General features: G+C 33.7%; 20 protein-coding genes and 1 pseudogene. 11 read left to right on the top strand and 10 right to left on the bottom strand.

Annotation, left to right across the window (positions count from 1 at the left end; genetic code table 11):
* The first annotated feature begins 13 nt into the window (after positions 1–13).
* Together GFS03_RS00580 and GFS03_RS00585 are read left to right on the top strand one after the other, a co-directional pair.
* On the top strand, positions 14–925 hold the full coding sequence (locus GFS03_RS00580) for a C2H2 type zinc finger domain-containing protein (RefSeq protein WP_153422019.1): 912 nt from the start codon (positions 14–16) through the stop codon (positions 923–925).
* Positions 922–1,242: a TA0938 family protein gene (locus GFS03_RS00585; RefSeq protein WP_153422020.1), complete on the top strand. Its 321-nt coding sequence runs from the start codon at positions 922–924 to the stop codon at positions 1,240–1,242. The genes GFS03_RS00580 and GFS03_RS00585 overlap by 4 nt, the downstream gene beginning before the upstream one ends.
* Here the strand turns inward: GFS03_RS00585 and GFS03_RS00590 are convergent.
* Positions 1,234–1,506 carry a zinc ribbon domain-containing protein gene (locus tag GFS03_RS00590; protein ID WP_153422021.1) on the bottom strand — a complete coding sequence of 91 codons (273 nt, stop codon included), beginning with the start codon at positions 1,504–1,506 and terminating at the stop codon, positions 1,234–1,236. The two genes, GFS03_RS00585 and GFS03_RS00590, sit on opposite strands and share 9 nt — an antisense overlap.
* Positions 1,503–2,633: a thiolase family protein gene (locus GFS03_RS00595; protein WP_153422022.1), complete on the bottom strand. Its 1,131-nt coding sequence runs from the start codon at positions 2,631–2,633 to the stop codon at positions 1,503–1,505. Before GFS03_RS00595 ends, GFS03_RS00590 begins: the two co-directional genes overlap by 4 nt.
* A 137-nt stretch (positions 2,634–2,770) precedes the next feature.
* Here GFS03_RS00595 and GFS03_RS00600 point away from each other — a divergent pair, with 137 nt between their 5' ends.
* Positions 2,771–3,091, top strand: coding sequence for a GYD domain-containing protein (locus tag GFS03_RS00600; protein WP_181443766.1), 321 nt, complete (start codon positions 2,771–2,773; stop codon positions 3,089–3,091).
* A 3-nt stretch (positions 3,092–3,094) separates the two neighbouring features.
* On the opposite strand, the gene GFS03_RS00605 is transcribed toward GFS03_RS00600, so the two are convergent.
* Positions 3,095–3,928, bottom strand: a complete 834-nt coding sequence (locus GFS03_RS00605; protein ID WP_153422024.1) for a M48 family metallopeptidase — start codon at positions 3,926–3,928, stop codon at positions 3,095–3,097.
* 75 nt (positions 3,929–4,003) lie between these two features.
* Here GFS03_RS00605 and GFS03_RS00610 point away from each other — a divergent pair, with 75 nt between their 5' ends.
* Positions 4,004–5,779 (top strand): S9 family peptidase, encoded by a 1,776-nt coding sequence (locus GFS03_RS00610; protein WP_153422025.1) that lies wholly within the window; start codon positions 4,004–4,006, stop codon positions 5,777–5,779.
* Here GFS03_RS00610 and GFS03_RS13715 read toward each other — a convergent pair.
* From GFS03_RS13715 to GFS03_RS00630, 5 genes and pseudogenes are all read right to left on the bottom strand, one after another.
* Entirely contained in the window at positions 5,776–5,889 is a 114-nt protein-coding gene (locus GFS03_RS13715) for a CBS domain-containing protein (RefSeq protein WP_349750736.1), read from the bottom strand. The genes GFS03_RS00610 and GFS03_RS13715 overlap by 4 nt on opposite strands.
* Entirely contained in the window at positions 5,861–6,178 is a 318-nt protein-coding gene (locus GFS03_RS00615; RefSeq protein ID WP_238699143.1) for a CBS domain-containing protein, read from the bottom strand. Before GFS03_RS00615 ends, GFS03_RS13715 begins: the two co-directional genes overlap by 29 nt.
* 134 nt (positions 6,179–6,312) lie before the next feature.
* Positions 6,313–6,680 (bottom strand): annotated as a pseudogene (locus tag GFS03_RS13720) (sulfolobus mercury resistance protein, MerI).
* Positions 6,681–6,823: 143 nt separating this feature from the next.
* Positions 6,824–8,185 (bottom strand): mercury(II) reductase, encoded by a 1,362-nt coding sequence (gene merA, locus GFS03_RS00625; protein ID WP_153422026.1) that lies wholly within the window; start codon positions 8,183–8,185, stop codon positions 6,824–6,826.
* A 12-nt stretch (positions 8,186–8,197) separates the two neighbouring features.
* Complete coding sequence (locus tag GFS03_RS00630) at positions 8,198–8,383, bottom strand: transcriptional regulator (RefSeq protein WP_153422027.1); 186 nt, start codon at positions 8,381–8,383, stop codon at positions 8,198–8,200.
* Positions 8,384–8,486: 103 nt separating this feature from the next.
* On the opposite strand from GFS03_RS00630, the gene GFS03_RS00635 reads away from it, so the two are divergent.
* On the top strand, positions 8,487–8,834 hold the full coding sequence (locus GFS03_RS00635) for an ArsR/SmtB family transcription factor (protein ID WP_153422028.1): 348 nt from the start codon (positions 8,487–8,489) through the stop codon (positions 8,832–8,834).
* Here the strand turns inward: GFS03_RS00635 and GFS03_RS00640 are convergent.
* Together GFS03_RS00640 and GFS03_RS00645 are read right to left on the bottom strand one after the other, a co-directional pair.
* Positions 8,818–9,069, bottom strand: a complete 252-nt coding sequence (locus GFS03_RS00640) for a hypothetical protein (RefSeq protein ID WP_153422029.1) — start codon at positions 9,067–9,069, stop codon at positions 8,818–8,820. The genes GFS03_RS00635 and GFS03_RS00640 overlap by 17 nt on opposite strands.
* Before the next feature lie 58 nt (positions 9,070–9,127).
* Positions 9,128–9,373 (bottom strand): DUF504 domain-containing protein, encoded by a 246-nt coding sequence (locus GFS03_RS00645; RefSeq protein WP_153422030.1) that lies wholly within the window; start codon positions 9,371–9,373, stop codon positions 9,128–9,130.
* 129 nt (positions 9,374–9,502) lie between these two features.
* Here GFS03_RS00645 and GFS03_RS00650 point away from each other — a divergent pair, with 129 nt between their 5' ends.
* The 6 genes from GFS03_RS00650 (at position 9,503) to GFS03_RS00675 (ending at position 15,159) form a co-directional block, all read left to right on the top strand.
* A complete protein-coding gene (locus tag GFS03_RS00650; RefSeq protein WP_153422031.1) occupies positions 9,503–10,264 on the top strand; it encodes a zinc ribbon domain-containing protein in 762 nt (253 codons plus the stop codon).
* 87 nt (positions 10,265–10,351) lie between these two features.
* Positions 10,352–10,762: a hypothetical protein gene (locus tag GFS03_RS00655; RefSeq protein ID WP_153422032.1), complete on the top strand. Its 411-nt coding sequence runs from the start codon at positions 10,352–10,354 to the stop codon at positions 10,760–10,762.
* Positions 10,763–10,765: 3 nt separating this feature from the next.
* Positions 10,766–11,155 (top strand): hypothetical protein, encoded by a 390-nt coding sequence (locus GFS03_RS00660; RefSeq protein WP_153422033.1) that lies wholly within the window; start codon positions 10,766–10,768, stop codon positions 11,153–11,155.
* A 26-nt stretch (positions 11,156–11,181) separates the two neighbouring features.
* Positions 11,182–11,601 carry a hypothetical protein gene (locus tag GFS03_RS00665; protein WP_153422034.1) on the top strand — a complete coding sequence of 140 codons (420 nt, stop codon included), beginning with the start codon at positions 11,182–11,184 and terminating at the stop codon, positions 11,599–11,601.
* Between the two features lie 41 nt (positions 11,602–11,642).
* Positions 11,643–13,190, top strand: coding sequence for a type II/IV secretion system ATPase subunit (locus tag GFS03_RS00670; RefSeq protein ID WP_153422035.1), 1,548 nt, complete (start codon positions 11,643–11,645; stop codon positions 13,188–13,190).
* On the top strand, positions 13,183–15,159 hold the full coding sequence (locus tag GFS03_RS00675) for a type II secretion system F family protein (RefSeq protein ID WP_153422036.1): 1,977 nt from the start codon (positions 13,183–13,185) through the stop codon (positions 15,157–15,159). The genes GFS03_RS00670 and GFS03_RS00675 overlap by 8 nt, the downstream gene beginning before the upstream one ends.
* Positions 15,160–15,163 lie beyond the last annotated feature (4 nt).

The following is a 15,163-nucleotide window of genomic DNA, read 5'->3' on the forward strand; positions in this document are numbered from 1 at the left end:
TGAGTATTAACTTATGCCATTATGTCCTTCATGCGAAATAAGATTTACCACATGGCATGATTTAGCCAATCACATGGATTTTATGGCGAACGTTAAGAGTGACAAATCTCATGTAATGTGGCTAAATAGAAATTTATCAATAAACAGAATGGAGATTGACGAACTAGCATCTGCCTTGGAAAAGTTTTTCTTAACACCCGACAGCTTATCAATGTGGATTAGGACAAGATTTATAGAGAAATTTTATGGAGATAATCCTCATCCCTTTATTGTCGCAATGCAAAATCCTACTAAAGGAGTATTATTAGGCTATGTAATTGAACATCAACATTTTTTGAAGAATTGGGTTAAGGTATTATCATCAATAGTATTCAAAACTGATAAGGACGATGTCTTACAATATGAACTTGAGAATATCTCAGTTGAGTTTATAGGTTATAATGGTAGACCAGCTCACTACGAGTTATTGCTAAGGATGGGAGAAGCCTTAGGAATGCCGAGAGAGAAAATATTGTCAACACCACCATTACCCTCTACGCAGTCAGCAATAGGAACATGGAGGAAAATTGCTGAAAGTAAAACCTGGTTGGAGACGATGGCAGCAATGCATAGTCTCGAATTAGTAGCTGATAGAAGTTTAGTTAAATATGGTGCTAAATTACACTATTTTAATCCAGAAATACTTTCCTCTGATGAATATCCCCAGGCTGTTAAGGACTTTTTGAGAGAAGGATATGAGGCTGATGTTTCACATGCAGGAGAAGCTCTAGAAATGGTTGAGAAATACGCTAAGGAAATTGAAATGAAGGAAAAAGTGCAAGTTGTTGTACTTAAATCATTTGACGCTTTTTCAAAATATTTATTAGCTAGATTAGAGAGAGGATTTGAAATAGAACCAGGTCTACTAAAGAGGGTGATTAGATGAAGATTATTGTTAATGGCAAAGAAGCAGGTACAAAGGAAAAAGGTTGTGCTCTATGCGGAGGAACTTGGGGAGATTATTATGAGGATATTGATGGCGAGAAGTTGTTCTTCTGTTGTGATATATGTGCACTAGAATTCGTAAACATGGCGAATGAGATTAAGAAAAGAACAAATTGGAGGAAAATTGATGAGTTGATAATAAATGGAAATTATTATACGGGAAGGACGTGCTCGGCTAAGAATGAAAATAAGGAGTATAAATTTTACGTTAAGTTTAATGACGAAGGAGGAGTAGAGACTTTTAAGGAATTAAGCTAATGGTTCACATAAGCCATTTTCTTTTATCCTCATTTTATTTTTAGGTTCACTTAAGGACCTACAGAATAATTTAACATTATCAGATTTGACTAGACAAAGCCAATACTTGTCTTCAAATCCATCAGGGGTAGCAGTCAATTTCCACGATATTAATAGTTCCACCTCCTCTATATTCTTGGTGTTAAATTCCGTTGAATAACACCTTGGACATCTGGCCCTCTTAACCCAAAACGAATAGCCACAATTTTTACACACATAGATCAAGGCTCATCACCGTAAACTATTACAGTTGCTGAATTTCCAAAGCCAGCCATGCTCAGAGATAGACCAACGCTAGCATTTTTAACTTGTCTACTGTCTGCCTCATGCCTAATCTGTAAAAATGCCTCAATTGCTTGAGCTATTCCGCTTGCCCCTATTGGATGACCTTTAGAATTTAACCCTCCACTGGTGTTTATTGGCATCTCGCCATTAATCTTTGTGTAATCATTATAATATGCCTTCCATCCTTCTCCTTTCCTTAATAAACCTAACTCCTCAGCCTCAACTATTTCCAAGACTGTAGCCATATCATGAAGTTCAGCAAAATCAACCTTATCAACCTTAGCCATTCTCTTGGCAATTAATCCAGCATTTTTCACTGAATTTATTGATAATATATCCTCACGTTCAGACAAATAAGATGTATCCGACGAAGCCCCTATACCTTTTATAAATACGGGCTTTTTGGAAAAACTATATGCGTCTTCATCCCTTACCATAACAATTGCTGCTGCTCCATCACTAATTGGGGTAAATTCGTAAAGGGTTAGTGGATCTGCTATGATAGGTGAATTCAAAACTTCCTCTAAAGACACTACCTTCTGAATATGAGCATATGGATTTAAAGAGCCATTATAGTGATTTTTTACTGCCACTAGAGCAAATGCCTCTCTTGGTGCATTATATCTCCTCATATACTCCTTCGTCATCAATCCTGCAAGTGAAGGTAGTGTTAGTCCAGCAACTCTTTCTTCTGGCGATAATAAGGAGGCTATTACTGATGTAACTTGCTTGGTATTCCTCTCAGACATTTTCTCAACACCTAAGACTAATACGGTTTTGGCAATTTTAGAATCAAGTAACGATTTAGCAACCAATATTGCAGAACCTCCACTTCCACTAGTATTATCAACCCTAATTGATGGTACGGTGTCAATTGACAAATAGGTTGTAATTAAGTTATTTATACCAGATAAGGAGTTGAATTCTCCAGAATAGGTGTTAGAAACAACTACAAAATCAATTTCATATTTTCGTACTAATGGTAACGCAGCTTCTCCCGCAAGCTCTAACAAGCTCTCCTTTCTCTTCCCAAATCTGGTTAAGTTTGCATCAATAATTGCAACCATTCATGTGAGTTTCTACATTTAAAATATAAAATTAAACTCTCAATAGAGAGAATATAAATCTAGTTTCCTAAACACAAACAGCTATAGTCCTTGTTAGTAAGAAATGTTTATATTTTTTAAGAAAGAGTGTAATGATAATGGCAATATTCATAGTTCTTTCAAATCTCACAGATAAGGGAGCTGAGACTATAGCAGATAAGCCAGAAAGAATAAAAGAGGTAAATGAGGAGTTAGCTAAGATAGGAGCTAAGGTAAAGGAGCAATATGTAGTATTTGGTGATATAGATTTTATTAACATAGTAGAAGTGGATAATGTCGAAACGTTCCTTAAGGCATTAATTGAGCTGAATAGCAGAGGTACTGTAAGGACAAAGACCTATTTAGCGATTCCCGTTGATGAGGCGATAAAGGCTATTAAGACTACACCACCTATTGGTCATCCACATGAAAAGAAATAACTTTTAAAGGTAATACATTTTTTGTCTCTCGTATTGAGATAAATATAATAATCTCTCTTTTAGAGACGGATGAGTTCTAAATGAGAGAACACCTTTTTTATCAATAATAGTATTATTTACAATAAATTCCTTAGCCAGCAATATCTGTATTGGGGGGATATATCTCAGCATATTAGTAGGGATGCTTCTACTTAAATATCCAATTTTTATCAAAGAACTTTCTAGCCAATAAGTTATCTCAGGATTAATCTTCACTGCAGTTAAATCAGCTCTCCTTTCTATTTTTCTATGCACGTAAAAAACTAAAGGCAACAGGATGACTAAATATATTATAAGGAAAAATAAGGAAACTAAAGGCAGATAATTGATAAGTGTCGCGTAGATTGAATTTATGGAAAATATTGTAAGTAGCATGACTTCTGGATCATAATTCCTTATATGGGCAATTTCATGAGAGAGAACTGCTACTAACTCCTCTGGGGTTAGACTCTCATATAATGGTAAAGTAACTGCGATTCCTCGAAAAATTATATTTCCAAAGGCAAAAGCGTTAAGGAAATTATCATTTATAGTATAAATTCTGGACACCTTAACGTTAAATTTCTTTGAAAGATCTTCTACCATTAAGGTGATATCTTGAGAAGCTTTCCTCATTTTAAACACAAGTATCATTATAATTGGAGAAATGAGGTACCACAAACCAAATACTAGTCCTATTTGAATTAGAAAGAAATAGGGTATGGTTATATTCATGGATGATACTACTATGCCAATTACTAAAATAGAGAAGAAGGATGCTAGATAATATTTCCACCAATATGTGGTTATAGAGTGCACACATATTATTCACTCTAAAAGTTTATAAAACGATAAGATAATCAAAGTTATTACCTAGAGAACTAGACTAACATTATGAAACCAGAAGATTACTACTACTCGATCAAATTAATACCTGAAATAACTATAGCGAAGGGAAAATTATTTCACGTAGAGACATGGATAGAAGAGGATAAGTACAAATCATCAATTTATTTGAATCTTCATCGGATAACCTTTCAAGGAAACGAATCATCTCCAAAGTTCCATAACGATAAGCTTTACTTTATAAGAAATGAGGAATCGAAATCATCCTTACTAGAAGCACAACTCTATGGTGAGCCAAAAATAGTTTTTACATTTTCTGGTAGAATATTGAAATACGACTTCCATAGCAAGGGAATATTAGTAATAGCAGAGGAAAATACAGATAAGACATTACCGTTTAGAGCTGAGAAGATAAAATATAGGTTTGATAGTAGAGGCTTATTGAGAGCTAGGCAATCACTTTATTTATTCGATGGTAAGGATTTGAGAAAGCTTGTCAGCGGGGACTTCGACGTTACAGATGTAGCTACAAACGGCAATAGGATTGTAATTTCGGCAACTAAAGATGGAGATGATTATGGATTAGGAAATTTGTATGAGGTGAACATAGAAACTGGGGAGTTAAACAGAATAACGAAAGAAGATGGAACTGTTCAAGCAATCGCTATGAATAGCGATGGTAAAATAGTATTTCTAGGACATAGGAAAGGACTAACTCCATGGGCTTCTCTCGAAATAATTTTGCCAGAAGAAGGAAAGAGTTACATTTGTGGAAAGACTTGCGGAAATAAAGTATTAACTGATTTATTTGATGGTGCAAAGGATAAGATAGTATTCGAAAAGGATATAATACTCTCCTTAGGTCAAGAGGGAGGTACGTCGCATATTTATCAAATCTCTGATAATAAGGTAGATAAGGTAACTAGCGGAAATATAATGGTAAGAGGATTTGATTATAGTGATGACGAACTAGCCTACTTCTATTCTACTCCAGAAAAACCCGTAATACTAAAGTATGGAGATATAGAATATGACCCTAATCCTAACGTTAAAGGATACACTCCAGAGAGAATTGTAATAAACTCTAATGGAATGGAAATCGAAGGATGGAGTATAATTAGAGATCCTAATAAACCAACAATATTATTTATCCATGGAGGACCGCACATGGCATATGGGTATGGTTATTTCATAGAATTCCAGTTCTTCGTAGATAATGGATTTAACGTAATATATGCAAATCCTAGAGGTAGCCAAGGATATGGAGAGAATTTCGCTAAAGCTTGTGTGGGAGATTGGGGTGGAAGGGATTTCGAGGATCTAATAAACTTCGTGAATACAATTAAGGAAAAGTATGGTTTGAAAGGTAAATTTGGTGTTACAGGTGGTTCTTATGGAGGTTTTATGACCAATTGGGTAGTAACGAAGACTGATATGTTTTCAGCTGCCATTAGTGAAAGGAGCATATCAAATCTAGTTAGCATGTGTGGGACTAGTGATATAGGTTTTTGGTTTAATATTATTGAATCAGGGATCACTGATCCGTGGAGTGCTGAAGGTATAGAGAAATTGATGAGAATTTCTCCTATTTATTATGTGAAAAGCGTTAAGACACCTACTATGTTAATTCACGGCGAGGAAGATTACAGATGTCCAATTGAACAGGCTGAGCAATTTTATGTCGCATTAAAGATGCAAGGGGTCCCAACAGTGTTAGTAAGATATCAAGGTGATAGTCATGAACACGCTAGAAGGGGAAAGCCTAAGAATATGATAGACAGACTAAAGACTAAATTAGAATGGTTTAGTAAATATCTGCTCTAATCAATATCTTTTTCCCATTCCTTATTTATGGCTGAGAGAACGTCCCTCAAAGTAACTACGCCTATTATTTTTCCCGTTTCATTAATTGCTAATAAGTGAGTTATATTTATTTTTCATCATGAAAATAAAGGTATCTATTAAATCCTCCTCTCCGTTTATAGTAATCGCGTTCTTAATCATAACTTTTGATACGGATTCATTTTGTGAGATCCCTTTTGCAAGTGACCTTAAAATTATACTCCTAGTTATTATTCCTATAATATTATCTCCTTTACTATTGTCAACTATAAGAGCGAAATTAACTCCTTTTTTATCCATAAGTTCTAATGCTTTATAAAGGCTAGTATATCGGTCAATTTTTAAGGGTATAGTATTATTGAAGACATCCTTAAGTTTCATAGATTATTTTTCTCTTTCTAAGACTTAACTTTATTTATCATTAACAATGTTTAACAATTACACTTTATAAGAAGAAAGTTTAAAAGACATATATAAGGAAAGAGACTATCTTGTATAAGAAAAAAATATATAGATTAACTTGAGCCGGCACCACAACCGCAATATCCATATTCATCTATCTCAATACCGCATATTGGGCATACGTAACCGGAGCCTTTTACTTCTTGAGCTCTTTTTCCATATAGCAATAGATGGGGATCGAAATACAATTCCCTTAAATTAGGTAGAGATTTCTCTTCTTCTGCTGTAATTTTTATATTTATAGCCTCCTTAATTCTAAATTTTAAAGTTTTCTTTTCTAAAGCTTTCTTAGCCAGTTGTTTAGATGAAATTTTCCCCTAATAACTCCGCTGCGATCTATAATTTCTACCTCTTCATCACTTACATGAAGGGCTATCCCCTCAACTTCTTCATCTTCATGTAATTTCTTAACTTCTTGCATATTGCTATTTATACTGTTTATAGTATTTAAACTTATATCTTCATAACTCCAATAGAAATAGACTTGTTTCTATATGAAGAATTTTTCCTTTATCGCTTAATGAATAGAACAACTAATTATATAAAAAAGAAAATGAAATCAAGTTAAACACAGCAACTCATTTTAGTAATATCACTGGTGAAAGCTAACGCTATTATTCTTAAACTTTCTCCCATTGTAGGAAAGACGTGTATTGTATCAATTAAATCGTCTATTGTAGCCCTAAATTTAATTGCTAACGCTGCCTCATTTATCACTTCAGCAGCGTATTTACCAAACATGTGAACACCTAAAATATTCCTAAACTTCCTATCTATAACCATCTTTATCAATCCATAATCTTCCCTTAATATCCTCGCTTTAGGTATATTACTCATCTTAACGACCCTATAGTCTATATCATAACCTTCTTTAATAGCCTCTAACGCAGTAAGACCGACTTTAGCTACATTGGGTTCTATAAACACAGCTTGAGGCACACTAATCATATCAATACTTCTTTTTACATTCAGTATTGCGTTTTCTGCTGCGATTGAACCTTGTCTTCCAGCTAAAGCTTCCAACATAGGACCACCAATTACATCCCCGGCCGCAAACACATTAGGATTTGAGGTTCTTAATTCTTCATTAACTTTTATGCCTCCCTTATCGTTTAACTCGATCCCCGCTGCGTCTAAATTCAAATCTACATTAGGCTTTCTTCCAGTAGCCAGTAGGATTTCGTCAGCTTCAACTTCACCTTTGTCCGTAACTATTATCTTTCCCTCCTTTCCTTTCCTAACCTCCTTAACTCTCACATTCGTAAAAACTGGAATGTTATCAATATCTTCTAAATAGTTTTTAACTGCGAGAGAGATTTCCGGTTCCCAATTTGGTAATATTCTTTCGCTCCTTTGAAGAATTATAGTATCAACTCCTAGTCTCTTGTACATTTGCGCAAACTCTAACCCTAAAGCCCTGCCACCTATAATAGCCAAGGATGATATTGTCTTGTTTGGTGATAAGGCTTCTACATTCGTCCAAAATCCAACTTCAGTTAAACCCTTAATGTTAGGTATATCTGGAGAAGAACCTGTGGCTATTATAAACTTTTTAGCCTCTATTATCTCCCCATTTACTTTAATTGCATTAGGTGAAATGAAATGCGCTTTACCGATTTTTAATTTAACATCATATGAATTTATCAGATCCTCGTATTTTTCCTTTCGTAGTGAATTTACGATTTCAGCCTTATCTTGAAAGGCTTTGAAAAATTCTGGAAATAACTTTTTTCCTACTATTTTTGAAGAATAATTGTACAACTCACCTATTCTCAACATTCTCTTCGAGGGAACGCATCCTACATTAACACAAGTTCCACCTATTTCTCCATAACCTACAACTACTGGCTTTATTCCTAACTCATTTGCTTTTATTAACGCCGCAAATCCAGCTGCACCATAACCTATGATCACTAAGTCTTCCATTACTATCCCTTTCTAGCAACATGAGGATCCTGCTGCTTCCTTAAATCTAGCCTCGTATTTATCGGCACAATGAGAACAACAGAAGTAATGCTCTTTGCCATTGATTTCTCTTACATATATTTCATTTTCAGATAGTTTAACTCCACAATTCTCACATTTCAACTCGTCTTGCTTTAGATTTAACCTTAGATTAACCATCTTATTCGCCTATTTATATTTCTGATTAGGTAATATATAAATATTTTCATATGAACATATGTTCATAGAAAGACTTATTTCCGCTTGTTGACATTATAAAAGTGTGGAACCTCTTACAAATGAATTAGAATCGTTATTCTCTGCATTAGCTGATGGGACGAGATTAAAAATAGTGCTCTTTCTATTAGATAAAGGAGAAGCTACTGTCGATGAAATAAGCAAATCTTTAGGTAAATCGCAATCTTTAATATCTCATCATATGGCTTGTCTAAGAAATTGCGGAATAGTCAAGGTTAGAAGAGATGGTAAATTTTCATACTATTCAATATCAACACCTGAAATAATTGAGCTAATAAAACTATCTATAAATCACGTCAGAAAATACAGCCAATCTATCTTATCTTGTGATGTTCTTGCAGAAGAAAAAGGTCAAGTTAAATTATCTCGTTAGAGTACCATATCCGTTTGAGTTGGTTTGTCTCAACTGTGAAACAAGCTTCTTCTCCCTTTTCTTTGTGGATTAACTGGTGATTTAGAGCCTTAGAAACTGGTATTATCTGATTACATAGTTTACATCTCAACATGATTTCATCATATTCTGATGATGAAACTCGAGGCAAAAGTGGAAGAATATCTCCATTACCAATTATGGGCAATTTAGTGGGTATAATCTTCTTACTACTCATAAATATATGTTTATGAAGAGATCAATAAAAACTTTATTCAATAATTACATGTTAAAATCTAATCTCCACGTTTCCAGATCAATGCATTGTCACTTTTTCTCCTAATCATAAGTACCCTATGAAGAGGAATCACAATATCTTCATGTTTAAGATATAAATAATTGTTATCTATAGTATAAATCTCACTAAACGAAATCTCCTTTAAACCGGTCTCAGTTAGTCTGTCTTTTATCAAAATGACATAATCATCTAAGTTTTCTTCATATTTCCATCTAACCATGTTTATTGCATCTTTAATTTTCATATAAAATTTTATATAAGGAAGAGCTTTTAGTTTTTTATAAGATGAAGAGAATGGCAATTTATTGCCGGAATGATTGGTGAATGACCGGGCGCATAACTGATATAAACGGGAGAAATAATAGTAGTATAAATGACAAAGCAATGTCCTAAGTGCGGGTATGTTAATCCGGATGATGCAAATTATTGTAGCAGATGCGGATATCCATTACCGCAACAGCCAGTAATATCTTCAAATTATCCCTCTACACCTCCACCTAATCCCCTCAGACCAGATAGGATAACTGCATCGCTAAATATCTTCACAAGGAATCTCTCAATTATATTCCCTTCAATAATAATGTTAATAATAGAGATTATATTAATAGCGGTCCTTGGTGCAATAACTGCTGGAATTGGTTTAATCTTACCTGTAGCCTTTACAGTTACGGCTGTAATATTTAGTATAATTATAGGGATTATTGATGCGATTATCTTCAGCATAACAGTACATACAACCACTTATATGGCCCAAGATGCTGTTATGGGAACTCCACTGAATTTAAGTACAGCTTTCACAAAGGCTAGAAATTCCTTAAATAGGTTGTATCCTATAATTGCTATACTTGTAGTATTGGGAATATTGTTAGGAATAAGCAGGTCGGTTGGGTTAGGCTGGATAATAGAAGGACTAGTTGGAGTACTATTATATATATATTCTGCTTCAGCAGTCTTAAATAAACCAACAAGTTTATCTGAAACACTAAACTGGTATTCGAGAGCATTTAGCGCAGATGCAGGTGGAGCAATAGTTATGCTAATTGGATCGTTATTTAGCTTAATACCAGTATTGAATATATTTGTAATACCTTATACTTCAATTTTAACCTATTTAATGGTAAAGGATATTAGTTAATATATAATAAGTAGAATTTTATTTTATTAACACCCTGAGAAATCATTATAAGTAGGGGAAATTACAAATTTATTATAGGGATTGTTAATGAGGAGTATTTCTGAGGCTATAACTGTGGTATTTCTTATTTTAGTTACATTAATTGCAATTACAATTGTTACCATCTATTATCTGCATGTGGTTAACACAAATCAATATGGTCTCTCTCAAGAACTTAAAAATTACTACGTTGATACTGGCCAGGTTTTAAGTGTCGTATACTATCGTCAAATAAATAACCAATCATACTTTTATGTCGAGAATATTGGAAATGTACCAATAAATGTAACTAACATCTATGTTTATCATACTATTGTAAAATTTATAATATATAATAACACGAATACTCACATTCAGATACTATACCCGAGAATAGTTTACGTGATTGAGGTCTATGACAACACTACCAGTATAATAATACAAACTTCTAATAATAATTTGATACAATTGGAGGCCTAAAAGATGAAGGGACAAGCTTCAGTTATCGCAATGATAATAATCTTCTTCTTACTACTTGTAACAATAGGTTTAATACTATATGTAAGTGCCTCATATATGAACCTTCAAAAAGAATATTTACAAGTTTCTCAAATACTTGAGAATAAAGCTAAAGAGAATTTATTGATAGGATATGTAAACAATACTTTGTCAATATATAATTCCGGATCAGTAGTAACTACAATCGTTGCCATATTATTAATAAATAAAACCAATGTGACAATTGTACCCGAAAACATTACAGTACCGCCCAATACAAATGTTATAATACACGTTAAGAGCGCTAGTGGGTATGTTATTGTAACATCTTATGGAAATAGTTTCTATATTGCGCCACCTTCTGGGAAAAAGTAAAAAAGGAGAAATAAGATAATATCCTTATGCGAAAGTATAGAAAAGGCTTAGAAAACGCTTTGGTTACTGTATTGCTAATATTAGTTGCAATAGCGGCAGTTAGCCTTATCAGTTATTACTTCTTTGGTGTACTCAGGCATAGTATGATCACTACTGGACTGAGTATAAGTAATGTCCAAATGGTTGGAGGTATTCTTACTGGAGATTTAGTAAATCAAGGAGCTAGTAATATAACCAGTATTACAATTCAAGTACATCCTCAAAATAACGCTACGGTTATATCAAACTATACTAATTCTAGCTTAGATATACCACCTGGGCACTCATATGCCTTTACATTAGCAGTACCTAAGGCAATTGAAGGTAATAATTATGTTATTACTGTGATTGTTAAGTACGATAATGGACAAACCTATGCTACATCAGTAGAAGTTATTGACGAGTAGCTACAATAAAGTATTTTATTTTTATTTTTTTAAATAGGTATATGGTACTTATTGGTAAAAAGAAATCACATAATAAATTTGAAGAATTATCCTATTATCTACAATCGATTGATGAATCCGGAATAATAACTCTAAGAGCTAACTTAGAAAATTACAATATCGTGGAGCATTATTCCTTAAAAAACTTTGACGTCGAAGTTTACATTGGTGAGAAAGAGGGGATTGGTTACTACTTAGTAAACGAACCACAGCTAGATAAGAGAGAAGAGAAGATCTTGTTAGCGATTCTTGATGGCTTGATATATTCTCCCACAACTGCAGTATCAAATAAACAAATTAACTTAGAAAAACTTCAAGATGATGTATTAAAAATTTCGGCTAAATTAGGGGTTATAGGCGAGGTAAAGAGAAACTTAAAGAAATATATGTACTATATTACTCGAGAAATAAAATATTCAGTCTTACAAGCTCCAATGAGTGATCCTTTTATCGAAGAGATAGAACTAGTATCCGCAGGTACACCTATTTCAGTAGTTCATAGTAGACATAGTGAATGGCCCAGATTGGAGACTAATATTATTTTAGGCAGTGAATTAAAGGTGAGGAGAATAGTAGAGAGGTTAGCATCATTAGGTGGGAGAAGTGTAAGTACAGCTACCCCATTACAAGATTTCATGTTACCAGAAGGTCATAGAGTTGCCGTAACTTACGGGGAGGAAATAAGCAGAGGAACAACGTTTAACATAAGGAAATTCCCTGAGAAACCTTTAACGATAATTGATTTAATATATAAGTATGGAACATTGAGCGAGTTAATGGCAGTTTACCTATGGATAATTGCAGAAGCTAAGTTATTTACATTCCTCGTAGGCCCAACAGGTAGTGGAAAGACTACAGCTCTAAACGCACTATTAATGCTACTTAATCCATTAGCTAAATATTTAACGATTGAAGATACGCCAGAGCTAAAATTGCCCCACAAATATTGGATCCAATTCTATACTAGGCCATCGAACTATGAAGGAAGTAAGGATATCAGTTATTATGAGTTAGTAAGACTTTCTTTAAGATATAGACCGGATTATATTATAGTAGGAGAAGTCAGAGGAAAAGAAATAGAATGGCTAGTTCAAGCAGTTGCCAGTGGTCACGGTGGACTAACAACCTTTCATGGATCTAATCATGTTGACTTAATAACTAGAATCAGTGGGTTACTAGGACAAGAGCTCTCATTACAATTCAGACAGTTAATTTCAGTGATCGCAATCATAAAGAGAATTGAAACTGAGGATAGAAAGATGAATAGGAAAATGATATCTATTGTTGAAAACGATACAAACGGATTTAGGGAAGTATTTAGATATGATTATGAAAGAAAGGGATTCATTCCCGACAATTCAAAGGAAATCAATAGTGTTCAGTTAGAAAGGGCTAGAGAGTTATTAGGCTGGAGTAGAGATAATTTGTACAGAGAGATTGAAAATAGATTATTATTACTAAGGGAACTTGCTAAAAAGAACGTTTATGAGTATGATAATTTGGCTAGAGAATTAGTTAAGTATTACATAAATGGTGATAGGGGTGAGTGAAAGAAGAATTAAATTGGCTAGTATAGTCTCATATGATTTCTTATTTCTAGTTCTATTATCAGGCTTATTGAATTTAATTATCGCACTATTTAGAGAACGACTTCTATATATAGTTAGTGGTTTCTTCCAATATATAGTGATTAACCCTTCAGTTGCACTTGGAGATGCTTTAGGTTTTCTATTTGTTCTTCAAGCATTACTTTTAGGATTATTTATTGGAGGAATAGTTGTTTTAAGTATAAACTTTACAATAAATTTAACGCGAATAAGAAGTGAATATGAAGAAGGTGTTCCATTATCAACTATTTTGAAATCTAGAATAATTACAAGCAGTAGATTGGGTTTTATAGCGAATTGGATAAGCGAGCGTACTAAGAGATATATTAATGCAAGTGCTGATTTGGAAAGCCCAACCGAAGTTGGCGTTAGATATGTTGCATATTTTTTGGTCTCGTTGCTTGTTGTAATACCGATATCATTAGTACTCAGTATAATTTTGCTCTCCCCTCTACCATTTCTATTATTACTTTTTCCATTAATTTTTATCTTTTATCCAGAACAGAAATACAAGAGTAGGGCTAGGGAAATGAGAGACAACATTCAAGATGAGATACCTTTCTTTGTTACTTTAATTACTATCATTAACGCCAGTGGTACGACTATATATGAGGGAATGAGAAAAATTGTACAATTTCCATTATTTAAAGCTATGAAAAAGGAAGCATTACTTATAATAAGAGATATAGAACTCTTTGGAAAATCCCCTCTTGACGCCCTAGAGCACAGAGCTCGGTTAACCCTAAATAGAGATTACTCTTGGTTTTTAGCCGGTTACACTTCGATTATAAGGAGTGGTGGTGATATTGAAGCATATCTTTTTCAAAAGGCTAGAGAGTTTCTTAATTGGCTCCAGTTTCGTTGGAGATTTTACTCCGAAAGAACATCCTTCATAGGTGAGCTAATAGTAATCTTGTTCCTTATTTTCCCAATGTTCTTAATTGCACTGGCATTCTTTACAAATGGTGCTGTTATATTATTTTTGCTTATAATACCAATATTATTTGGCACAATATTGTATGCAATTACAGCTAGTAATAGGCCAAGATATATGGATAATCTGGGTCTTACCAAGGTACAAGTACTAATCTCAGTTGTCGTTGCATTACTAACAGCAGGAGTAGTAGAAATATATCTTAATGAAATATATTACGCAATTGGTCTAGGACTTCTAGTATTCTCCATTTCATCGACAATGTTGATGTATAACCAAATAAGAGAAATCAATGATATTGAAAACTCGCTACCGCAATTTTTAAGAGATATCACGGAGTTTAGAAAGATAGGTTATGATCTAAGTCGAGCCATTAAGACATTAGCTGAGGAAAAGAAATATAGAAGGGAACTTAATAGAGTATTAGATGAGATAGTAAAACAAGATTCCATGGGAATTCCAATAACTAGGGCTAAGATAAATACTAGAAGCTGGTTAGGCAGATTCTCACTTACTACTGTTCAGATATTAATAGAAAGTGGTGCTGTAAGACCAGACCTCCTTGAGTATTTAACCGAGTTTACTCTTAACTTTATACAGTCGAAGAAAGAGGCGTTCTCAAGAATGAGAGCCTATCAAGTTTTAGGAATCTTAACGCCAATCCTTCTAATAGCTACAATACTCATAGCTATTGTGATCATTAGTTCATTCACAGCAATTACTTTACCAACAAACACGCTTGGTCTACCTCAGTTTCCTAACATCATTAGCCAATTTATTTTATCACCGTTTATCCTAGCTGAAATGTTCATATTTATCTTATTGTCAACCTTTACTATAGGGTTACTAGTAACTAAAGCGCTATATGGTACTGTTCAATATATGATAATGCCGTTGATTGGATTAGTATTAGCGTTACTTTCAATACACTTCTTCAGTGTAATAGAACCGATAATTTTGAAATTCTTCTCAATATAAATGT

Source organism: Sulfolobus sp. E5-1-F (assembly GCF_009601705.1).
Lineage (GTDB): Archaea > Thermoproteota > Thermoprotei_A > Sulfolobales > Sulfolobaceae > Saccharolobus.